Origin of the sequence: Bradyrhizobium canariense (assembly GCF_019402665.1) — a bacterium.
Lineage (GTDB): Bacteria > Pseudomonadota > Alphaproteobacteria > Rhizobiales > Xanthobacteraceae > Bradyrhizobium > Bradyrhizobium canariense.
The window spans coordinates 1-23,329 of the sequence record NZ_VSST01000026.1; the positions used below are offsets into that span (position 1 = coordinate 1).

Annotated in this window: 9 protein-coding genes; 5 read left to right on the forward strand and 4 right to left on the reverse strand. The window is 62.5% G+C overall.

All coding sequences use genetic code 11. The features are described from left to right. Positions 1-966 (reverse strand): restriction endonuclease (locus tag FXB41_RS15145; RefSeq protein WP_246648875.1); only part of this gene is annotated, 966 nt, incomplete at its 3' end. Positions 967-1,139: 173 nt separating this feature from the next. On the opposite strand from FXB41_RS15145, the gene FXB41_RS15150 reads away from it, so the two are divergent. Continuing rightward, positions 1,140-1,385 carry a helix-turn-helix domain-containing protein gene (locus FXB41_RS15150; RefSeq protein ID WP_219682305.1) on the forward strand — a complete coding sequence of 82 codons (246 nt, stop codon included), beginning with the start codon at positions 1,140-1,142 and terminating at the stop codon, positions 1,383-1,385. Positions 1,386-1,539: 154 nt separating this feature from the next. Here FXB41_RS15150 and FXB41_RS15155 read toward each other — a convergent pair whose 3' ends face one another. Then, the gene (locus tag FXB41_RS15155) at positions 1,540-14,385 is read right to left on the reverse strand and encodes a VCBS domain-containing protein (RefSeq protein ID WP_219682306.1); all 12,846 of its coding nucleotides are present in this window, start codon (positions 14,383-14,385) and stop codon (positions 1,540-1,542) included. Positions 14,386-15,802: 1,417 nt separating this feature from the next. On the opposite strand from FXB41_RS15155, the gene FXB41_RS15160 reads away from it, so the two are divergent. The 4 genes from FXB41_RS15160 (at position 15,803) to FXB41_RS15175 (ending at position 19,681) form a co-directional block, all read left to right on the forward strand. Next, complete coding sequence (locus tag FXB41_RS15160) at positions 15,803-15,979, forward strand: hypothetical protein (RefSeq protein WP_219682307.1); 177 nt, start codon at positions 15,803-15,805, stop codon at positions 15,977-15,979. A 1,137-nt stretch (positions 15,980-17,116) separates the two neighbouring features. Then, positions 17,117-17,935, forward strand: coding sequence for a YqaJ viral recombinase family protein (locus FXB41_RS15165; protein WP_376707502.1), 819 nt, complete (start codon positions 17,117-17,119; stop codon positions 17,933-17,935). Continuing rightward, the gene (locus FXB41_RS15170; protein ID WP_219682309.1) at positions 17,919-19,088 is read left to right on the forward strand and encodes an ERF family protein; all 1,170 of its coding nucleotides are present in this window, start codon (positions 17,919-17,921) and stop codon (positions 19,086-19,088) included. Before FXB41_RS15165 ends, FXB41_RS15170 begins: the two co-directional genes overlap by 17 nt. Next, complete coding sequence (locus FXB41_RS15175) at positions 19,085-19,681, forward strand: hypothetical protein (protein ID WP_219682310.1); 597 nt, start codon at positions 19,085-19,087, stop codon at positions 19,679-19,681. The genes FXB41_RS15170 and FXB41_RS15175 overlap by 4 nt, the downstream gene beginning before the upstream one ends. Positions 19,682-20,147: 466 nt before the next feature. Here the strand turns inward: FXB41_RS15175 and FXB41_RS40770 are convergent, their stop codons facing one another. Together FXB41_RS40770 and FXB41_RS15185 are read right to left on the reverse strand one after the other, a co-directional pair. Further along, on the reverse strand, positions 20,148-20,498 hold the full coding sequence (locus FXB41_RS40770) for a hypothetical protein (RefSeq protein WP_246648877.1): 351 nt from the start codon (positions 20,496-20,498) through the stop codon (positions 20,148-20,150). A gap of 119 nt (positions 20,499-20,617) precedes the next feature. After that, positions 20,618-23,329 (reverse strand): beta strand repeat-containing protein (locus FXB41_RS15185; protein WP_219682311.1); only part of this gene is annotated, 2,712 nt, incomplete at its 5' end.

The window sequence follows — 23,329 nt, forward strand, 5'->3', positions numbered from 1 at the left end:
GCTTTGCCTCGGATTCCGCACCGCCGCACTGGCGACTTTGTCCGCCGACCAGATGTGCACGTTAGGCAAAGTCGCTCTCGTGCGGATCGGCCGGTCGGCGGAGTGATAGATGAAGAAAAAGACGCCGGCCCCCGCCTCCTTCTCAAAGCGTCTGAGATAGTCCTCAAAGACCGCCTGCGTTGCCTGCGATTTGACCTGCACCCAGGCGCTGTCTCCCGTCAGCGGCTGCCGCGCGATGAAATCGACGTCGGGTTGGGCCCCTCCGAGCGCGGTCTGGCGCTTGTAGCCGCTGTAAGCGAAAATCAAATCGACCAAGGTCTCGAAATCCCGCCAATCCAGCCGCCGGACCAGGTCGGCAGCGGTCGTCGTCATGTCCGCAAGCAGCTGATTGGCCTTGCGACGGAGCGGTTCATCCTCGCCCCGAATTCGCCGCAGCAAATACTCGGCCTCTCGCACTTCACAGATGGTTCGCTGATAGCTTGCGATACTGCTCAAAGCCGAGCTGAAGCTGCGTTCCGTCAGGAGGCTGCCCGTCAGGCCGATGTTGCGCCAAGCGGTCCGGACCGGGCGAAACCTTGGCGGCGCATCAGCACCGTCGCGGTCGCCTTCTAGAACCCTATCTTGCGCGAAGGTCCACCAGACATAACCATTGGCGATGGTGAACCATAGCGTGTCGGGCCCGAGACTATAAAACTCCTTCAATTCGCGCTCATCGTCTTTCAAGGCTCGCTCTTTCCGCCCCATGGCAATCAACTGCCGACGGACCTCGTCCCAATCTCCCCTGTTGCAGGCGTCGTGGCCGACTCCGCGGAAGTCAAGGGGAACGATGCCCCGCTCGATGGAGTCAGCGGCCCATTTGCGGCCTGGACCAAGTTTGATGTAGCGCACCGCGGCGACAGTGAAGGGCGCAGCTTCCAGGCCGTTACCCTCTGGCCCCTTCGGGCCTATCAACCTTCGTTTGTTCATCACAGACACCACCGCTTACGCCGAACAAGTTGTGCGGACTTCGCTCTGCCCGCGCCGGAAGTCGAGCGCTTCCCGAGCGGAGTAGCAGAGTAGAGTTAATCCGATCCTATTTTGGGATAATCCCGTTACGGGATCAGATTGGCGGCCGCCGAATCGAAGCCTCCCGGCGGCCAATGGAAAAATCCCTCAAATCCGCGGAATATGCCCGCCTCATCGCCCTTCTTGTCGCAACGCGACATAAGGCCGGGATCCGTCAGCACGCCCTCGCCAAGAAGCTACGCAAGCCGCAATCCTTCGTGGCCAAATACGAAGGCGGCGAACGTCGGTTGGATGTCGTTGAGTTCCTCGCTATCGCCGAGGCACTCGGGGCCGATCCGCTAAAACTGCTGCGGCGGTTTATCCGTGGAAAAGGACAATAGCTGCCGAGCCAGGTGCTGCTCCGATCGCGCTAGCTTTCGAAGGCGACCGGGAGGACGCACAGTCAACACAAGCAGCGCAATCCTGTACAAGAGCCCGCGCACGGGAATGAACGCTCAGCTTCCGCTGGACGACGAACACTCTCGCGGCGGCCTCCTAACTCAGGAGGAAATTCTGGTCGTGCAGCGTTCCGGTATAGTTGGCCAAATGGATCTCGATATCGTTGCCGTCCATCACGCCGTTGCCGTTGACGTCGATCTGCAGGGTGGCATTGCCGCCCGACTGGTCGACCCTGGCCTCGGAGTGCGGCGACCCTGCCGATCCGTCGAACGCGGCCGTATCCATGAAGTGAATCGAACCGGTGAACTGCGCCGCCATGCCGGAAAAGTTGAAGGTGTCGCTTGCGGCGTCGAAGTTGACGATGGTGTCGCCGTTTCCGGTCTGCGATTCCGACGCGGAAGCGAAATGGAAGTTGTCGCTGCCCGCGCTTGCAACGATGGTGTCCGCCCCCTGTCCGCCCGTTATGGTCGTGCTTCCCGAGGTGTTGCCGATCGTGATGTAGTCAACGCCGGAACTGCCGTTGACCGTCTCGGCGTTGACGACCGTGACGGTGCCGGCGTTGGCACCGGCAAAGTTGACGGTGTCGTTGCCGCCGCCCATGTCGATGGTGCCGAACGACTGCTGGGTCAGCGTCAGGACGTCGTCTGTTGACGAGCCGTTGATCTGGTTGATGTTGTACAGGCCGTCCAGCGAGTTCGTTCCAGCGGCTAGGGTGACGGTGTTGGTGCCGGGCCCGAGATCGATCGTCAGGCCGGTGACGTCGGTGAGAAGCACCAGCGTGTCGTCGGAGGCGGGACCCGAGAAGTCGCTGCCGCTGACGCTGTCGACGCCCGTCAGCGATACTGAATTTAGTCCGCCTGCGAGGTTGACGTGGTCGATGCCGGTGCCGAGGTCGATCGAGACGCCGGCAAGGTCGTTGTTGAAGGTCACGATGTTGTCGAGACTGTTGCCGACGATGTGCTGGATGTTCAGCGCGGTCATCGAGAAGCCGCCGCCGCCGAAATTCAGCGTGTTGTTGCCGCCGGCCAGGTCGATGATGCCGTTGTTGTCGAAGGTGAAGTAGCTGTTGGCCAGGGTCAGGACATCGTCGGATGCCGTGCCGTTGACGTGCTGGATGCCGAACAGTTCGTTAAACGAGTTGCTGCCGGCGGCAAGGTTCAGGGTGTTGTCGCCCAGGCCCAGGTTGACGTTCATGCCGCCGCTGATGTTGTTCTGCAGCGTCAGCGTGTCGTTGACGGCCGTCCCGGTGAAGTCGGTGGTGGTGAGGATTTCGACGTTGGCCACGCTCAGAGAGTTGAGGCCTCCGGCCAGCGTCATGTTGTCGGTGCCGTCGCCGAGGTCCACCACGAGGCCCGCGGCATTGGCGACCAGATTGAGGTTGTCGTTTCCGGTGGACCCCGTGATGTGTTCCACGTTGAGCAGGTTCAACTGGTAGAAATTCGGGGAAGCGAGGATCACGGTGTCGTTGGTGCCTGCCCCGAGGTCGATCTGGTGGCCGAACGCGTTGCCTCCGACCGCCAGGAAATCGTCGGCGGCCGTTCCGAAGATCCCGCCTGCGCCGAGGTTGAAGGCCGAGATGTCGACCGGGTTCAAGGCCGTTCCAGTGGCCAGCATAACGGTGGCGTCGTTGAACTGCAGCACCTCGATATTGGTGAGGGTGTCGGTGCCGTCGCGCGCGGCGCCCTGCGAGTCGACGACCTGGATCTGTCCTGCTCCCGGTGTGTTGAAGTTGACGGTGTAACCGATCCGCGCGCCGGTGAAGGACGCTATGTCGGTGCCGGTGCCGCCGTCGAGAGCGTCGTTGCCGCCCTGGCCGGTGAGCGTGTCGTTGCCGCCGCCGCCGTTGAGAGTGTCGACTCCGGTGCCGCCGAACAGGAATTCGTTGCCGGTGCCGCCGGTGATGATGTCGTTGAAGTTCGAACCCTGGACGCTGTTGACGCCGCCCAGGATGTTATCGACGCCGATCCCGGCGCCGTCGGAAGCCGCGATGCTGTGGGCGTTCCCGGTGGAGAGGTCGACCGAGACGCCGGACGCGGCCTGGGTATAGGCGATGCGGGTGCTGCCGTTGCCGGTGATGGTGTCATTGCCGCCGATGCCTTCGAACAGGTTGAAGGACCCCGAGTTGAAGGCCCCCACCCCGCCGACGAAGCCGGAGGCGTCGTAGGTGTCGGCGAACTGGCTTCCGGTCGCGCTGTTGACGCCGGTGAAGGTGTCGGATCCGATCGAGGCGCCGCCGGTGGCGGTGCCGGCCGCCATGTTGATGGTCACGCCGGCAGCGGCGCTTGAGTAGATGATCCGCGTGCTGCCGTTGCCGGTGATGGCGTCGTTGCCGCCGAGACCTTCGAACTGGTTGAAGCTGCCGTTGTTGCCGACGTTGTTGGAGGAGGCGTTCAGGAAGCCCGCGGCGCCGAAATTGGTCGCGATGAACACGTCGTTGAAGTTGGTGCCCTGGGCGCCTTCGATCCCGCGGAAGGTGTCGTTGCCGATCGAAGCGTCGCCCGTCGCGGTGCCGTCCGTGAAGTTGATGGTCACCGGGCCCGTCGAGAAGTAGATGTTGTTGTAGCTGATGAGGTCGAAGCCCCCGCGGCCGTCGATGAAGTCGTTGCCGCCGAGACCGGTGAAGGTCTCGTTCACCGCCGTGCTGTTGCTGCCGTAGATGACGTCGCTGTACATCGAACCCATCACGGCGTTGACGCCGGTGAACGTATCGGTGCCCGTCGACGCGTCTCCGGTGGCAATGCCCTTGCCCGCAGTTGTGCCAAGCACGCCGACGGTGCTGTCGGTCTGCAGGTCGACCTGGACGGCGCCGGTGGCGTTGGAGAACGTGATGCGCGTGTTGAAATTGCCGGTGATGGTGTCGTTGCCGCCCATGCCGATGAATTCGTTGAAGGTGCCGTTGGATCCGAGATTGGCGCCCGTGGTGCCGTTGAAACCGGTGGCATTGAAGGTGTCCGCGGAGTTGCTGCCGCGGACCGATTCGATCGACACCAGCGTATCGGTGCCCACGGTCGTGGCATCGCCGATGACCTGCCCGGCCGACAGGTTGACGGTAATGCCGGTGCCTTGCGCCGCCGGATCCTGCGCATAATCCGCGCGGTCGAACCCGCCACGGCCGTTGAGCGTGTCGGCGCCGGCGCGGCCTTCGAAAACCTCGACCGTGCCGGCGCCGTTGTTGGAGCCGAGCAGTTGGTCGGCGGATGCAGAGCCGACCACGCCTGCAAAGCCGTTGCCGACCAGCGTGTCGTTTCCGTCGCCGCCGGTCGCGGTGTGCGCATTGAGGTCGACGGTGACGCTGCCCGGCGCGTTGGCGTAGGAAATGCGGGTCAGCAAGGCGCCCTGGCTGTTGACGCCGCTGGTGATGGTGTCGTTGCCGCCGCCGCCTTCGATCTCGTTGAAGCCGACATTGGTGCCGGCGATGCCCGAATCGCCGTTGAATCCGGCCGCCGAGATGTTGTCATCGAAGGCGCTGCCGACGATGCCTTCGATGTTGGTCAGAGTGTCGCTTCCGACCCCCGGTCCCGAGACGGTTCCGGCCGCCAGGTTGGCCGTGATACCCGAAGTCGCGTCGGTGTAGACGGCACGGTCGAAGCCCTGCCCGCCGTCCAGGATGTCGTTGCCGGCGAGACCCTGCAGGCGGTCGTTGCCGGCAAGGCCTTGGATGGTGTCGTCGCTGGCGGTGCCGGTGAGGGTGTCTGGGCCGGCGGTGCCGACCACGAGTGCGCCACCGTTGACCGTGATCCCGATCGTCTTGTCGAACGACAGCCCACCGTGGTCCACGGCATGCACCGTGATCTGCTCGGTGCCCGTGGTCAGTGTTCCTGCGACCACGAGGTTGCCGCCCGAGACGGCGAACTGGCCGGCCGCGTTGTCGGTCAGCGTATAGGTGAAGGTGTCCCCGGCATCCGGATCCAGCGCCGAGAGGGCTCCGACGATCGTGCCGTTGGCCGTGCCCTGTGGAATGACCGTGTTTGACAGCAAGATGTCAGTCGGCGCCTCGTTGACGTTGGTGGTGGCGATGGTGAAGTTCTGATCATGGGTCAAGCCGCCGTGGTCGGTGACGCGCACCGTGACCTGATGGGAGGTCGCCTGCTCGAAGTCGAGCGGGGCCGCGGTGACGAGGTTGCCGTTGGAGATTGCGAACAGGCCGCCGGCATTGCTCGTCAGCGTGAAGGTGGCGCTGTCGCCGGCATCCGGGTCGAGCGATGAAAGGACGCCGACGACGGTATTGGTCGCGCTGTTTTCCGCGACGGAGGCATTCGACAGCAGGACCGCCGTCGGGGCTTCGTTGACGTCGGTGGTGGCGATGGTGAAGGTCTTGTTGACCGTGAGCCCGCCGCCGTCGGTGGCGCGCACCGTGATCTGGTGGGAGGCCGCCTGCTCGAAGTCCAGCGGACCCGTGGTGACCACCTGGTTACCGACCAAGCTGAACAGCCCGCCGGCATCGTCGATCATCTCATAGGTTGCCGTGCTTCCTGCGTCCGAGTCGACGGCGGTCAGTAAGCCGACGACCGTGAACGGCGCGCCGTTTTCAGCGACCGAATTGTTGCTCAGCGTGACGTCGGTGGGGGCCTCGTTGACGTTGGTGACGCCGATCTGGAAGTTCTTGCTGAAGGTGGCGCCGGCCGTATCGGTCATCTGGACGGTGACCTGGTGGGATGCGGCCTGTTCGAAATCGAGCGGCGCGGTGGTGACGATCTGGTTGCCGTTGACGATGGCAAACAGGCCGCCGGGGTTGCTGGTCAAGGCGTAGGTGGCGCCGTCGCCCGCATCCGGATCCATGTCGGAGAGCAGGCCGACCACCGATCCCGGTGCGCTGTTCTCGGGGACGATTGCGGCACCCGACAGCAGGATGTCGGTCGGCGTGTGGTTCGGCGCGACGACCGCGAAGTTGGCGTCGCTCAGGTTTCCGTTGAGGCCGTTCATGATGACCGAGATGTCGCCGGCGCCGATCACGCCGTCACCGTTGACGTCGATCTGGAGCTGCTGCTGGCCGCCGACATCGACGAGGATGGCTTCGGCCTGCGGCGCTATGGGCGAACCGTCGAGCACGCCGGAGGCCATGAAGTGCACCGAGCCGGCAAGGCCGGCGACGCCGTCCAGCAGGAACTGGTCCTGGGTTGCGTCGAAGTTGTTGACGTCGTCCATTGCGGTGGCCGCGGAGGATTCCGAGGCATCGGTGTAGCGGATGACGTCAACCGCCGCGCCTGCGGTCATGAAGTCCGCGCCGCCGCCGCCGGTGATGACAGTGGTGCCGAGGACGCCGACGTCGGTGATGAAGTCGGTAAAGGCGCTGCCGTTGACGTGTTCGACGTTCTTCACGGTGACGCTGGCTGGTCCAACGAGATCCAAGGTGTCGTTGCCAGCGCCGAGGTCGACGGCGATGCCGCCGGCGTTGAACAGGGTCAGTGCATCGGCGGAAGCAGACCCGTTGATGTGCTGGACGCCGTAGGTGGAGACCGAGTTGGTTCCGGCAGCGAGATTCAGGGTGTTGTCGCCCTGCTGCAGGTTGACGGTGACGCCCGATACGTCGTTCGACAGCGTCAGGGTGTCGTCGGATACGGGTGCGTTGCCCCCGAAGAAGTCGGCCGAGCCGACGACCGAGACGTTCGTCAGCGACAGCGTATTGGCTCCGGAGGCGATTTGCAGCCCGGTATTTCCGGCGCCGAGGTCGACGGACAGCCCGTTCTGATCGTCGGTCAGCACATAGAAGGCGTCGTTCTGGCCGGCGACGACCAGATGTTCGATGCCGTGAAGCGCGAAGCTGCCGAATTGCGAGTTAACTGTCAGCGTATCTTCCGAGGCGGAGCCGTAGATGTCCTGGACGTTGTAGGTGCCGTTGAACGAGTTGGCGCCGGCGGCGAGGTTCAATGTGTTGTGACCGTTACCGAGATTGACGGAGAGGCCGCTGACGTTGTTGAGCAGCGTCAGCGTGTCGTCGGAAACGACGCCGGGAGCGAAGTCGTTGCCGTTGATGTTCTCGACATTGGTCACAGCGACGGCGTTCGCGCCGTTGGCCAGGACAAGGTAGTCGTTGCCGGCGCCAAGGTCGACGGAAAGGCCCGCCTGATTGTTGGTCAGCGAGTAGAAGTCGTCGCCGGTGCTGCCGACCAGGTGCTCGACGCCGTGGAGCGCGGCGTTAATGTAGGTGTTTCCGACCTGGAGGGTGTCGTCGCCACCGCCAAGGTCGACCGATTGGTCGTTGTTCGGCGAAGACAGGCCGTTTCCGACTGTCAGGGTGTCGTTCGAGGCGGAGCCGACGACGGTGTCGACATTGTAGATGCTGGTGAACGAGTTGACGCCGGCCGTGAGATTCAGCGTGTTGATGCCGTTGCCGAGATTGACGGAGAGGCCGCTGACGGTGTTCTGCAGCGTTAGAGTGTCGTTGGAGACGTTGCCGGGTGCGAAGTCGCTGCCCGTGAGTATCTCGGTGCCGGTCACGCTGAGCGAGTTGGAGCCGTTGGCGAGGCTGACGTTGTCATTGCCGCCGCCCATGTCGATGGTGAGGCCGTTGAGGTTGGTGCTGAAGCCGACGAAGTCGTCGCCGGCGGTGCCGACCAGGTGCTCGACGTTGGCGAGGGTGAGGTTGTAGCCGCCGGTGATGCCGAGGATGACGGTGTCGTTGGCGCCGGCGCCAAGGTCGATCGTGTGTCCGGAAAGACCCTGGTTGATCTTGACGTAGTCGTCCGCGGATCCGGTCAGGGTGGTCAGCGCATTGGCCTGCGCGTTGAAGAACAGCCCGGTGTCGGAAAGATCGACGGGGGCCGCCTGCGTACCGGAAGCCACCAGTACGTTGGCGTTGGTGAACTGCAGGACTTCGACGTTGGTGAGGGTGTCGGTGCCGTCGCGTCCGCCGACCGTGTCCTGAACGGTGACCTGGCCGGCGCCGTTGACCGTGATGTTGTACTGGATCCTGGTTCCGGAGAAAATCGCGACGTCGCCGCCGGCGCCGCCGTCGATGGCGTCGCTGCCGCCGCCGCCGACGAACATGTTGCTGTTGGCACTGCCGATCAGGGTATCGCCGAATGCCGAACCGGTGACACTGAAGATGCCGCCGGTGAAGAGGTCGGTGCCGACGCCCGCCGCGTCGCCCGCGATGGTGCCGTGGGCAGTTCCGAGCGAAAGGTCGACCGTGACCGCGGCCAATGCATTGCCATAGATGACGCGGGTGTTGCCGTTGCCGGTGATGACATCGTCGCCCGCAAGGCCTTCGAACTGGTTGAAGCTGCCGTTGCTGTTGCTGACGTTGGCCGCTCCCGCCAGGCCATATCCCGTGGCGTCGAATGTGTCGGCAAAGAAGGTGCCCTGGACGCCTTCGATCGAGCGGAGCGTGTCGTGACCGATCGAACCGTCGTTGATTCCTGTCGCCGTTCCGGCGGCAAGGTTCACGCTGACGCCGGTGGTCGCGGTGGTCAGGCTGTTGTAGCTGGCGACGTCGAAGCCGCCGCGGCCGTCGATGTAGTCGTCTCCGCCGAGTCCGGTGAAGGTATTGTTGAGGTTGCTTCCCAGCAGCGTGTCGCCGAAAGCGGATCCCTGAACCGCATTCACGCCGGTAAAGCTGTCGGTACCTTCGCCAAGTGCCGTAGCGGTGCCGGCGACCAGAAGCGGATTGGTCGATACCGTCGTTCCCTGGAGATCGGCGGTCACGGCGCCGGCCGCGTTGGTGTAGTTGAGGCGTGTGGCGCCGTTGCCGATGATGGTGTCGTCGCCGCCGGCTCCCTGGAAGTCGTTGAAGGTGCCCAAGGAGCCGATGTTCGCACCCCCGGCGCCGAAGCCGGTCGCGTCGAATACGTCGGCGAAGTTGGTGCCGCGCACGGCTTCCACTGCTACGAGCGTATCGGTGCCTATCGTGGCATCGCCGACGACGGTGCCGGCCGCCAAATGCACGGTGATGCCGGCCGTGGTCGCCGCGTCGTTCGAGTAGACGGCGATGTCGTAGCCGCCCCGGCCGTCGATCAGATCGTTGCCGGCGCGTCCCTCATAGCTCTCGTATGTCCCCGGTCCATTGTTGGTGCCGCGCAGAGTGTCGTTGAAGGCCGAGCCGATGACCCCGGACACGTTGGAGAAGCTGTCCTGGCCGATGGAAGCGAGATCCTGCGCAACGGTTCCGTTGGTCGCCTGCGCCGTGTGGTTCTGGATATCCACGGTAACGCCGTCGGTGGCGTGGATATAGCTGATGCGCGTCAGGGCCTGGCCCGGTACGTTGAGAAGGCCGGTGATCTGGTCGTTGCCCTTTCCGCCTTCGAATTCGTTGTAGCCGATGACCGCACCGGCCAGGCCGGTGACGCCGGCAAAGCCGGTCGCATCGTAGGTGTCGGCGAAGTCGGAGCCGATGATGCCTTCGACATTGACCAGCGTGTCGCTGCCGACGCCTGCGCCGGAGACCGTGCCGGCGGCCATGTTGACGGTCACGCTGCCGGTCGCGTCGGTGTAGGTAGCGCGGTCGAAGCCGGTGCCGCCGTCGATTTTGTCGTTGCCGGCATTGCCGGCGATCTGGTCGCTTCCTGCACCGCCGAACAGCTGGTCGGCGCCGTCGCCGCCCGAAATCTGGTCGTTGCCCTCGAGCCCGTCGATGGTGTCGATGGCTATCGTGCCCGTCAGGACGTCGTTGCCCGACGTGCCGAGCACGGCGATCCCGGGAGCGGCGACCTCGGCGGCAGCAACTTGCGATGCCAGGCCGGCGGTGTCGACGTAGTTCTCCTGGATGGCCGCCAGTTGGTCGGTATTCGTGAAGTTGGTTGCGGCGGCCGAGGCGAGTTCGGTCGTGGCCGCGCCCTGCGCGACCTGGCCGGCCTGGGCGATCTGGGTGACGTTTCCGGCCGCCTGGATGCTGTCGTTGGCCGCGCTGACCGTGCTGGTGACGAGGTCGGCAGCTGTGCCGGTGACGTGGGAGTCGGAGACGATCGCAGCCACCGTCGTGCCGGCGCTGAGGTCGATGGTGCCGTCGCCCGCACCTGCACTGATGATGGCGCCCGCGATGGCATCAAAGACGTCGGCCGACGACGCGCCGACCGCCGAAATCTGAGCGACCGTGCTCTGGACCTGGACGCCGGCGGAAAGCACGGCCGTCGCCGACGCATCGCCGGAGATGGCGAGCGGGACCGGGTCGAAGGTCGTGAGGTCGACGCCGTCCAGGTGGAACGCCGCGGCAACCTGAGCGGTGGCGTCCGCCGCGGACACGCTGCCGACCGCCAGCGCGGTGATGAGTGTGGTCAAAGGAGTGACGACGGTGGAGCCCTCCGGCGCCTTGAGCGTTCCGGTGAAGGCAAGGCCCGTGGAAACGTCGGTACCGCCGGTCATGATCAGGGTTCCGACCGGGTTGTGCAGCGTGAAGCTGCCGTTCGCGTTGGTGATTGCGGAGGCTTCGTCCGGGTCGTAGATGCCGTTGCCGTTCTTGTCGGCGAACACGAAGGCGCCGGCGATGTAGCCGTCGACCGCGCGATTGCTGGTGTCGTGGATGCCTGCCGTGACGTCAACCGTCGCGGTCGTCGTGGTGAGGGCCTGATGTCCGCCTTCGATCGATGCCACGGACAACTGCAGAACCAGGGTGTCGGCATGGGCTTGCGCGCCGGGGACCAGGGCCAGGGTGCCGAGATCGGATGCCGCCACCTCCCAGTGACCGTCGCTGTCGAAGAAGGTGCCGTGGTTGAGCGTGTAGGAGTCGGGAATGCCCTTGATGGTGACGGTGCCGAGGGTGCCGCTGTCGTCGACCAGGTGGGCCGAGATGGAGAGCGAAATCAGGCCGTCGTCGGCACCCGAGACGTTGCCAGCGGTCAGTACCGGGGCGTCCTGGGTGCCGTGGATGGTGAAGGAAACCGGCTTCTGCGTGCCGTCGACCGAGGAGACCGTGAAGGTCTCGATCCTCACCTCTCCCGCGGCGAGGCTCTGCACCAGGGCATTATCGACGGTGTAGGTGTAATGCCCGTCGGAGGTGATCGTCAGATGTCCCAGATTGCCCGACGCCGGAACGGTGGTGTTGAACAGCGACTGGCCCTGGTCGGCGTCGATGACGGTGATCTGGCCCGACACGGACAGCGTCGTGGCAGAATCCTCGGTCACATCGTGCTGGACGGGGTCGCTGATGACGGCGGCGTCGTTGGCGCCGATGACGTCGAAGGTGACAGTCTTCGGCGTGCCGTCCAGCGAGTGGATCGTGAAGCTGTCCGTGTGGGTCTGACCGGCGCCCAGCGACTGCGTCGCGCTGTTGGCCACGGAATAGGTGTAGGTGCCGTTCGCGGCGAGCGTCAGCGTGCCGAGGTTGCCGGCAATGCCGGTGGCGCCGGGCTGGAACGAGGACTGGCCGTTGTCGACGTCGGTGGCCGTCAATTGCCCGGTGGCGGTAAGGTTGCCGTTTACGGGATTGAGGTCCTCGGTGACGCTGTGGACGACCGGGTCGCTGATGGTGGCCGCATCGTTGGCGCCCTGGACGGTGAACGAGATTACCTTCACCCTGCCGTCCAGGGAATGGACGGTGAACGTGTCGATGTGACTGTCGTTCGCGCCGAGCGATTGCACCGCAGAATTGGCGACCGAATAGGTATAGGTGCCGTTGGCGGCGAAGGCGAGCGCACCGAGGTTGCCCGCACCCGCGGCCGACCCTGCCTGGAACGAGGACTGGTTCTGGTCGGCATCGACGGCCGTCAGTTGTCCGGTGGCGGTGAGGTTGCCGGCCCCCGACACGTTGACATCCTCGGTGACGCTGTGGACGACCGGATCGCTGATGCTTGCCGCATCGTTGGCGCCCTGGATAGTGAAGGAGACCACCTTCGAGGTGCCGTCGATCGACTTGATGGTGAAGGTGTCGACCTTGCCTTCGCCTGCCCCGAGGTATTGCACAGCACTGTCGGCGACCGAATAGGTGTAGCTGCCGTTGCTCTGCAGGACGAGACCGCCGAGGTTGCCGGATCCTGGTGTAACCGTGGTCTGGAAGGCGGCCTGGCCGGCGTCCGGATCAGTGACCAGGATGGTTCCGGTCGCCGTCAGCGTGGCGCCGCCGACGTCCTCGGTCACGGTGGCATTGCTCGGATTTCCGATCGTCGCCGGCGTGCCGGCGCCGCTGCCGCCGTGGATCGTGAAGGTGACCTGCTTCGGGGTGCCGTCGAGCGAGGTGACCGTGAAGGTGTCCACCTTGACGTCCGCTGCGCCCAGGTACTGGGTGGCCGAGTTGGCGACGGAATAGGTGTAGGCGCCGTTGGCGGCGATGACGAGATGGCCGAGATTACCCGCCGCCGATCCGACGGTGGTCTGGAACGAGGCCTGGTTCTGGTCAGCGTCCGTGATCGAGATGACGCCGGTGGCGGTGAGGGTTGTCGGCGATGCGTTCTTGGTCACATCGTGGACGGTCGGTGTGCCGATCGCGGCGGCGTCATTGGCGCCGTGGATCGTGAACGAAACCTGCTTCTGGGTGCCGTCGAATGCGGTGACCGTGAAAATCTCGACCTTGGAATCGCTGGCGCCGAGATATTGCACGGCGCTGTCGGCGACGGTGTAGGAATAGGCACCGTTGGCGGCGATGCTCAGATGTCCGAGGGTGCCGGCAGCCGCCGTAACCGTGGTCTGGAACGAGGCCTGGTTCTGGTCGGCATCGGAGATCGAGAGCGTGCCCGCCGCGGTCAGATTGCCCGCGGTGGAAACGCCGACGTCCTCGGTGACGTCGTGAACGGCAGGCGCGCCGATGACGGCGGCGTCGTTGGTGCCGTGGATGGTGAAGGTGACCACCTTCGAGGTGCCGTCGAGCGCGGTCAACGTGAAGCTGTCGACCTTGGTTTCGCCCGCACCCAGGTACTGAACGGCACTGTCGAGGACGGCGTAGATGTAGGCGCCGTTGCTGCCCATGACGAGCGCGCCGAGGTTGCCGTTGCCTGCCTGGAGCGTCGGCTGGAAGGCGGATTCGCCCTGGTCGGCGTCGGTGATGGAGACCGTTCCGGTCGCATAGATCACCGGATTGGTGGCGTCCTCGGTGACGTCGTGGACCGTCGGCACGCCGATGACGGCGGCGTCATTGATGCCGTGGATGGTGAATGAAATCTGCTTCTGGGTGCCGTCCAGCGAGGTTACCGTGAAGGTGTCGACCTTGGTATCGCCCGCACCGAGATACTGGGTGGCCGCGTTGGCGACCGAATATGTGTAGGTGCCGTTGGCGGCGAGCACGAGGCTGCCGAGGTTGCCGGATGCCGAATTGACGATGGTCTTGAAGGCTGACTGGCCCTGGTCGGCGTCGGTGATGGAGATCGAGCCCGTGACGGACAGATTCGGATTGGATGCGTCTTCGGTGACGTCGTGATGGTCGGGGGTGCCGATCACGGCGGCGTCGTTGGTGCCGTGGACGTTGAAGGAAATCAGCTTGGGGGTGCCGTCGAGGGAGGTGACGGTGAAGGTGTCGGTCTTGACCTGGCCGGCACCGAGATACTGCACGGCTGAGTCGGCGACCGAATAGGTGTAGCTGCCGTTGCTCTGCAGCACGAGCGTGCCGAGGTTGCCGGCGGCGGATGCGACCGTGGTCTTGAAGGCGGCTTGGTTCTGGTCGGCGTCGGTGATCGAGATCGAGCCGGTGGCCTTGAGGATGGGACTGGTGGCGTCCTCGGTGACGTCGACCACGGTGGGCGTGCCGATCATGGCTGTGTCGTTGACGCCGACAATCGTGAAGGCGACCTGCTTGGTGGTGCCGTCTAAGGAGGTGACGGTGAAAGTGTCTACCTTGGTCTCGCCGGCGCCGAGATACTGTACCTTGCTGTCGGCGACGGAGTAGACGTAGGAGCCGTTCGCGGCGATGGAGAGCGAACCGAGATCACCACTTGATGCGATGACCGAGGTCTTGAAGAAGGCCTGGCCTGCATTGGTGTCCGTAATTGAGATCGATCCCTGTGCTGTCAGCGTCAGCAGGTTGGCGTCTTCGGTGACGAAGCTGACAGTAGGAGTACCGATCACAGCTAGTGAATTAGGCACGGAAATCCCTCCCCCGCAAAAAATTTTTGTGTCGGTTGCAGCAGCCAGAAATGCCGGATTGATCGTCGGCTTTAACCGCTAATCTCTTCCCGGTTCGCAATTGATTGGTAAACGAGCAATTAATTCAATTCTCACTATTAGTAGAAGCACCACGTTCTGGTCAAGCTTTCGATTAAGCGAAACGCAAGCACGACCTTCCCCGCGGAATTATCCTAACTAAACATGATTACAGCGGGCCATTCCCCGAAGGTCCGTAAAATTACGGAGAGCTACCTAGAGCATATTGCTTTCTGCCGGAATGGGGATTCTCGAGGGCGAGGATTTCTGATTCAAACTTCAGCTGAGAACGAAAGGCCAGCATGGATGACGCGGCCCTATTCGGAAGACATTCACGAACGCGCTCCTGCACGAGCTGACGCGGGCGACCCAGTTCGTTTGATTGCAGAAGCGCTTCAGATCAGCCCTTCCTGTGTGACGAAGTGGAAGAATCTGCGGCGGAGATCGGAGGCGTTTCTGCCGGCAAGGTTGGAAGTCACAAGAAGCCGGTTCTGTCCGGCACCAACGCCGACGTGCTGCGCAAGCGCATTCCGTTCACGTTGCGGAAGCTAACGCAGCAACTGGCCGCGCGCGCGGCCGGGCGGCTTCATGATGCCGCCACGCTCGTTGCTCGCATCGCAGCATTGAAGAACATGAGATTTTCACAGTTCGCGAGATCGACAGGGCATGGGTCGGCAAGCACTCTCCAAATGCCCACCATCCGGCCGCTCTTTGCGCTGGTCACCCTTGCTTCAGCCCGCGCTTCAGGACGCGCCGTTGCGTGGCCCGGACCGACCTCTCATAGCGCTGCAGTCCTGCAAGACGCTTCGCAAGCTTAGGGCTTGGGCATTCTAAAAACGTAACAAGCATGTCACGGCGGGTCTGCCGGATGCGAGCAAGCCAAAGATTGGCGCGGACGAGATCATCCATGTTTGACGAGCTGTGTTGCTGTCCGAAGCATGCCGCGATCGCCCCCAATAGTGGGCTGGAGCTAACATCACCCTCAGCCTTCAGGCGCGAGAGCCCGTGTTGACGGGCATTGCGACTGGCCTTCGCTTTTCCCGTCTTCGTCTTCGGCCCGGTGCTTCGCTTGGCGTTCAGCCTGTTTGTTTCGATCTTTCGCTCTGATGTCATGAGGCCGCGTTTCTCTGATGTCTGCTCTGACTTGGTTTTCCCTCCATCCGACGAGAAGCTCAACCATGTTTTTGAGAAGCATTGCTGAAGATAACCAGGCAAACCTTCAACACAACGCGCTGTGGCGAGATCTATTCACGCGCGAGCGTAGGACAATCACAATTCGACTGGACGAACTTCAATGGCTAGAGATGAGAAGCGGACGCTGAGGATTTGCTATTTCTTTGTCTTGCTAAAAAGGCTCTTGATGACGCTGATCAGCCTGACTACCGGCGTAGTCCCCCGCGACTTGCGCGGCGGAATCACAATCAAGACAAATGCCAAATTCAGCAGCAGCCAGCCGCCCAAAACAATCAAAAAGACCCGCATTCAAGATCCGGGAAACGGGAGCAATCAAAAGTGGAATGAAGCGTTAACGGTGTGATTGAAGACCAAGCGGGAGGCCCGTTCAAGTCCTCGGCTGGGTGCGGAAGCGACCGTGGATTATGTGTCGCTTAAAATCGGATCGTACGGCGCCCCGCGTTCCGATCTAGCCATGTCGCACGCTTTCAACGTGCCGGTGCTTCTCGCAAAGTGCTAGTCGGACTAGACCGGGGTCCTTGAAACCTGGCTATGCGCTCGCAGCGAACTCGGTCGGCACGCAGTATGAATCGAGCGATTAGGTTGAGGACGTCTTCAGCGATTCAATGGGCGCCTCGGCTGCACGATTACTTATGTGGGTGCGTTCGGGCCAAGCGATCCGTTTGCAGAGAAGTCCGTTCGATCTCTGTGGACAGTCGCTCCGCCCGCTGTCTCGCGGCGGTTCCGAGCAGGCTCGTGCCAGCCAAGGCGTCGGCCATAACTTGGTTTCGGATGAACTCGTACATCCGCAGGAGGAAACGATCGGAGAGGCCTTCAAAATCGTTCATGGTAGGCACAATCTAATTCAGGAAATAATCCAAACTATCAAACGAAAACTCACCCAGCCAAGCGCCACAATCCAACCAATCGTGGCCAGGCCAGCCGCCCCGAAGAAGACAACCGCCACGAGACGATCGCCGATGCGCCTATGCCGGCTAGCCGGCTCAACGGTCTGCTCAGTTCGATCCAGCATTCGACCTGCCCTTGGGAATTCAAAGACATACAGGCCGAGTGATGAGACGACAAACGATAGCTGCGATTAACCTCACCGGTCAACGCTAAGGGTTGGCGGAAGAGGCGATCGCGCCCAAGAGCGAGGCTCGAACCCTACGTTAGCGCCGCCCCTCAGGTGACGCCGTGGCCTTGTTGCTTTCGCCCCACCATTTGGCTTCGATTTGTCGCTTTGCACTGGAAGGGGCGCTGACCGTCGATCGCTACGCAAATTTAGAGACGATATGAGCAATATGATTGCTGCAGAAACGACTGGCATTCCGCTGCGATTGGAGCGTTACTGAGTCGGCCGGGGGCGATGGCAGCCCCGGTATCTCACCTCGCGAACGCGGGGCTTCAGGCAGTGCGGCGAAGAGCGCCGCTGTTCTTGGAGTAGGAGATACCCGTGCGTAGCGTACAAAGCGAAGGCCCCGACGGGCCACAGCATCCGATCATCAGATTCAACCCGAACGACCGGCGGCATTTCATCGGCGGCTCGGATGCCCGCATCATCATGGGGGATGACCAGGAGAACCTCATCCGCCTTTGGCGGGAAAAACGCGGCGAAATCGAATCGCAGGATCTCTCGGACAATCTGATTGTCCAGCTCGGGACTGTGACGGAGGTCTTGAACCGCGCCTGGTACCAGCGCACGAGCGGTCACACGGTGAAAGACATCCAGAAACGGGTTCGTCATCCCATCCACAAATGGATGGCCGCAACGTTGGATGGAACCGTCGAGCAAACCGGTGCCGTGTTCGAGGCCAAGTTCATGCTGCCTTGGGCGTTTACAGAGGAAGCCGCGGCCGAGAAGCACATGGCGCAGCTACAGCACAACATGTGGGTCACCGCGTCCCGCAGCGCCGTTCTCTCGATCATCACCGGTGGCGGCAAATGGGTCGAGATCAAGATACACGCCGATCCGCTCTATCAGCACCTCCTGCTCACGGCCGAAAAGAAGTTCTGGCGCTGCGTCCAAAGCGGCGAGCCGCCTATCCTCTTCAATATAGAAACACCCCGCCCCAGACTCGAGGCGGTGAAGGTCGTCGATATGTCGACCTCCAACCAATGGGCTGAACTGGCGGCGATGTATCTGCGGACGCGAGAGGCCCACGGCGAGCACGAGACGGCCAAAGCGGACCTGAAAAAGCTGATGCCGGAGGATGCCAAGGAGGCGACCGGCCACGGCATCAAAGCCAAGCGTTCCAAGTCGGGCGCGATCAGCTTCGAAGCTCAAGCGTCAGAGGGCTCCCATGCACCAGTCCAGTGAGCACATCGGGACCATCGCGGCCGCCCTCGCCCGAGCCCAAGCCGAACTGATGAATCCGGAGAAGACTCTGACGGCCGTCATCAGGTCGCCCTTCCCGCGCGAGGAAGACCGGACGTTCCGCTACGCCTCTTTGGCCTCCGGTCTGGACATCGTCCGCAAAACGCTGAGCCAACAGGAGATCGCCACGATCCAGACCACCCGGATCGAACAGCCAACCGGGCAGATTCACCTCACCACCCTACTCGCCCACGCTTCAGGGGAGTGGATCTCCTCGGACCTTCCGGTCTGCGCCTCTAAGGAGGTCGAGGCGCCGCACCGAATGGGGGCGGCGCTGACCTACGCCCGTCGCTATGCCCTGTTTGCGCTGGTCGGGATCGCCGGCGAAGATGATCTCGACGCTCCCGACGCGGTGGCCGGCCCGCCGGCCCCGCGGCCGCAAGCCCCGCCTGGCGCCAAAGCCAAGCCGGCCAAGGGCGTTCTGCATCGCCCGCACCTGCTGGGACCGGCATCATCCGCTGAGTTGCGCGAGCAGCTCTTGGGGCAACTCGCTAAACTGAGCGCGAGCGAGGACTTGCTGGCCTGGGCCAAGGTCAGCCTGCCCATCAAGAACACGCTGCTCGAGGCGGATGCCCGACTGGTCGAGGCCGCCTTCCAAACGGGGCTCGCGCAAGCTCCCGCGACCAGCCTTGCAGAGGCAGCGCACGCCGCAGACGGCGCGCCAAGTCTGGTCCCTGCACCGGGTCCGGCCGCCGCGGCAAGCACGGCACCCGACGCGCATGAAACACCCGGGCTTGCCTTCCCCAAGGAGCCGCCGCGCAAGCGCAGCAAAGACCACCGGCGGTTTGTGCGCGGACAGCCCTGCCTGGTCTGCCAGCAGACTCCGTCCGATCCGCATCACCTGAAGTTCGCGCAACCGCGATCCCTGGGCCGCAAGGTCAGCGACGAGTTCATGGTGCCGCTGTGCCGCACCCATCACCAGGACCTGCACCGGCACGGCAACGAGCGAGCCTGGTGGGCAAACATGCAGATCGCGCCATTGCCGGTCGCGCAGGACTTGTGGTCGGCAAGCCCGGTGCACGGGATTGCCAGCCCGGCAACGATCGTCGACAGCAGCATGTCCGCACACGTCGCTTCGGAGGCGAGACGGCGATGAACGGCCCTTTCCAGACCGAACAGCAGCCCACGGTCAACGCCATGCCGGTTGAGCTGGAAGTGCTGGCGCCGCCTCCTCTGCTGTTGCCCGGTGAGACCCGCGAGCACTATCAGGCGCTGCGGCAAGCGATCTTTGCCGACCTCGCGCCGCGATCCGCGATCGAATGGCTGCTCGCGATCGACATCGCCGAGCTATCCTGGGAGATCCAGCGCTATCGATGTTTGCGCCACCAGCTGCTGGAGACCCAGCGCCAACAGGCGATCGCAGCGGTCCTGCGCCGCATCGATCTGGTCGGCATCGCGCCCGAGTCCGAGGACGAGGCCGAGTTCTATATCCTGCAGAACGCCTTGAGCTGGCGGCGCGATCCCACCGTCGCCAGCGAAATCGAAGCCCGGCTGTCGTCCTACGGCTTCGATCAGCACGCCATCAACGTCGAAGTCCACGCCCAGGCGCGCGAGCTGTTCATCCTGTTCGAGGGCCTGCTCAATGCCGCACAGACCAAGCGCATCCTGCTGCTCCGGGAAATCAGGAACCAGCGCTATTTCGACGGTCCCAAGCCGCGGTCATCTGCGGCGTCAATGCTGCGAGCTTGAGTCCCCGATCACGGCTCCGGTCCGAGACGACGCCATCTCCTTCACCCGACGCGGTCCGCATCGCGTCATTTGCTGGTGGATTGCTCACGTTTGCTGGGATGTTCATCGCGGCTCGCTGGTACAATCAGCGCAAAAAGCGGAGCGAGATGGAGACACTGCCACTAGATCGACGACCACTGCATGAAAGGCCGCGCTGATCGGCCATTGTCCGTAGTGCTCCGCAGATGCTCTGAAACTAACCTTCTGCGAGCCGATATTCGGCCCTGGCGCCGCTCCATTTCTCGCCGAGCTGATTATCTCCGTCAGAGCACTTGGACTCTTGCTTCTCGTCTTGCTGTTAGCCCATAGTGCAAAGGAGAAAACCTCGGGCCTGTTATTTGGCGAGTCGCAGCGCGCTCAACCTCTAAAGCCCGGCAGGCAGACGGCGATCGACGGATACAAATTCAAGGTCATCGACTAGACGCCCTTACAAACCCAGCTGCCTGCGCAGAGCGTCACGTTCTTCGAGCAATTCGCGAACTCTTTGAGCATTGGCAGATTGCATCTCCTGCCACTCGATGCGATCTTCTGCGGCCCACAGGTAAGACTCGCGATTCAGCCGAATTTTCTCGGCCTTATCAAATTCCAGGTATAGTTCGATTTCGCGCTCAACTTGGTCCAGTCGTTCCTGGAGAGTTCTCGGCATCAGCCGTTCCTTCGGCTTTGCCTCCAGCCCGCTTCGATCTTCGGTGTAACCGGTGCGACGATCAATAGGAGTTCTTTCCCGTCGGGTAGATGCGAGCATTTTCCATAAAATTATCACGGTGCGAAAGATCATCGTATTTTGCGAAGCGCGTCTGACGGGGCGACGGGAGCCCCTGCATTCACCGACCGAAATCTCACGCTGTTCACGCGCGGCGTAAGCGGGCCGAGCGGAAGGAACGAAGGATTCGACCGTTAGACGTGGAAGAAGTCCAGATTGGCCAAACTGCTTGCTGTTACGGCGGTTAAGACGACTTCCATATCCGCTGAACCCTGGTTCTGGGCTGCCCCTGAACTGTTAACATAAACAATCGCGTCCGCCCCGCTTTGAATCCACGCGATACTATGCGCAGCCACCTGCGTACTACCGGCTATCAAGCCTTGGACGGTCGTGGCTCCAGTGATACCCGAAATGTCGATGACGTCTGTCCCATGAACGAAGTCGCTGATCGTGTCATGGCTTGCAACAGTCGACTCGGAAACGGCAGCAAAGACAAACTGATCAGCTCCAGCGCCCCCTATCAGCGTATCGGCGCCAGCTCCGCCCCGAATAAAATCGTTCCCCGCTTGACCGTCCAAGGTGTTATTTCCAGCGTTGCCAATAATGACGTCAGCGAAACCCGAGCCACGAACAGCATTCACGCCGGTGAATGCATCTGTACCGACGTCCGCAACATCGCCAGAGGCCGTTCCGTGGGAGTTGCCAGCGGCGAGATCTACGGTCACACCATCCAGAGCATTGTAGAATGCGATGCGGGTATTACCGTTGCCCGTGATAGTGTCATTGCCGGCCATCCCCTCAAACTCGTTGAAGGTACCGAAATCACCGACATTTGGCCCGGAGACGCCGAAATTGGTCGCGACATAAGTGTCGGCGAAGGCGGTCCCGCGGACCGCTTCAATTGATCGAAGGGTGTCTGTTCCGATGGCAGCGTCACCTGACACCGTGCCCGAAGCCATATCGACCTGAATACCTGAAGCCGAACCATCGTGGTTGTAGAATGCCCTGTCGAACCCACCTTTGCCGTCGATGGAGTCATTGCCGGCGCGCCCGGAAAATTCTTCCGCCGTACCACTAGGATTGGCAGAGCCGGTGATGGTGTCGGCAAATGACGACCCCGAGGCCGAGCCAACACCCGAGAAGGTATCGATGCCCACTGACCCATCACCGGTTACTGTACCCGACGCGCCACTGGTGGTGCTGGTCCAGCCATTGAGACTGAAAGTGATCGTCACGGCGCCGGTTGCATTGGTGTAGATCAGACGGGTATTGCCGTTGCCGGTGATGATGTCGTTGCCACCCATTCCTTCAAACTGATTGAGGTTGCCGTTATTGCCGATGTTGGCATAGGGAAGACCGGTTGCAGGATCGATAGCGCCGCTGACGCCGAAATTCGTGGCGTCATACGTATCGGCAAAATTGGTTCCCTGAATGCCTTCGATCGAACGCAAGGTGTCGGTGCCGCTCGAGGCATCGCCGATCACCGTTCCTGCCGCAAGGTGAACGCTGATCCCACCCGTCGTGAACGTTAGATTGGCGTATTGCGCCGTATCGAAGCCGCCGTTTCCAGTGATAAGATCATCACCGGCAAGGCCCATGAAGTTCTCGTTGGCGCCGCTTCCCGAAAAGACGTCGGCAAACATCGATCCCATGACGGCGTTGACACCGGTGAATGTATCGGTGCCCACCGAGGCATCGCCGGTCGCAGTGCCCGCAAGGAGATCGACCGTCACGCCGGCGCTTGATTGCGTGTATTGGAGTCGGGTGTTGCCATTGCCGATGATTGCATCGTTGCCGCCCATGCCTTCAAAATTGTTGAAGGTGCCGCTCGATCCGGCATTGGTGCTGGTGCCGCTGAAACCGGTGGCATCGTAAGTATCAGCGAAGTTGGTGCCGCGGACGGCTTCCACCGAACGCAGCGTATCAGTCCCGATCGTCGCATCGCCAGTGACGGTTCCGGCCGCAAGATTAACGGTTATGCCCGTGGTTGTGGTGGCGTCGTTACTATAGATGGCGAAATCGTAGCCGCCGCGGCCATCGATCAAATCGTTACCAGCACGACCGTCATATTGCTCGAAAGTACCATTCGGATTGTCACTGCCCCGCAGCGCGTCGCCAAATGCTGACCCAATGACTGAATTGACGTTTGTGAAGGTGTCGTTGCCGACCGACGCATCGCCGCTCGCCGTGCCTGCGACAAAATCAACGATGACTGCTGCTGTCGCACTGACATAGGAAATACGAGTCAGAATCTCGCCGGAAGGATTGACCGTGCCGACGATAGTATCATCTCCCCCCATGCCTTCGAAGCTGTTGAAGCCAATTGGCGTACCAGGCACCCCGGAGTTACCGCTGAAGCCGACCGCCGAGTAGTGGTCGCCAAAGTTGCTGCCCTGGACGGCTTCGATACCGATGAGAGTGTCGGTGCCGACGCCTGGTCCCGTCACGGTCCCGGCTGTCAGATCGACGGTAATGCCCCCGGTCGCGTCGACATAGACCGCTCGATCAACACCCGACAAGCCGTTGAATATGTCGTTACCGCCGAAGCCCTGGAATGCATCGTTCCCAGCGGTCCCGGTCAGGGTGTTGTCGCCAGCGTCGCCGAGAATGGCGCCGGGCACGCCCACCAAATAGACCACCGCGCTGCTGGTGGCGGTGTTGCCGGCGGCATCGCTCACCCGTGCGGTCAGCGAGTTGGCTCCGTTGGTGAGGCTGACCGTGGTGCTCCAGCTGCCGTTGCCCTGCACGATGGCGGTGCCGATCGCGGTGGTGCCGTCGAGGATGGTGACGCTGGCGCCGGCGTCGGCCACGTCCACCGTGCCGGTGATGGACTGGCTGGCCTGGTTGACCGGTCCGCCGGCGCTGGTGATCGCAACCGTCGGCGCCGCCGTGTCCAGGGTGAAGCT

What these genes read in the sequence shown, in the direction of transcription:
- FXB41_RS15150 (WP_219682305.1), top strand. Translation starts at nt 1,140, where the DNA reads ATGGAAAAATCCCTCAAATCCGCGGAATATGCCCGCCTCATCGCCCTT.
- FXB41_RS15160 (WP_219682307.1), top strand. Translation starts at nt 15,803, where the DNA reads ATGACGCTGATCAGCCTGACTACCGGCGTAGTCCCCCGCGACTTGCGC.
- FXB41_RS15170 (WP_219682309.1), top strand. Translation starts at nt 17,919, where the DNA reads ATGCACCAGTCCAGTGAGCACATCGGGACCATCGCGGCCGCCCTCGCC.
- FXB41_RS15175 (WP_219682310.1), top strand. Translation starts at nt 19,085, where the DNA reads ATGAACGGCCCTTTCCAGACCGAACAGCAGCCCACGGTCAACGCCATG.
- FXB41_RS40770 (WP_246648877.1), bottom strand. Translation starts at nt 20,498, where the DNA reads ATGATCTTTCGCACCGTGATAATTTTATGGAAAATGCTCGCATCTACC.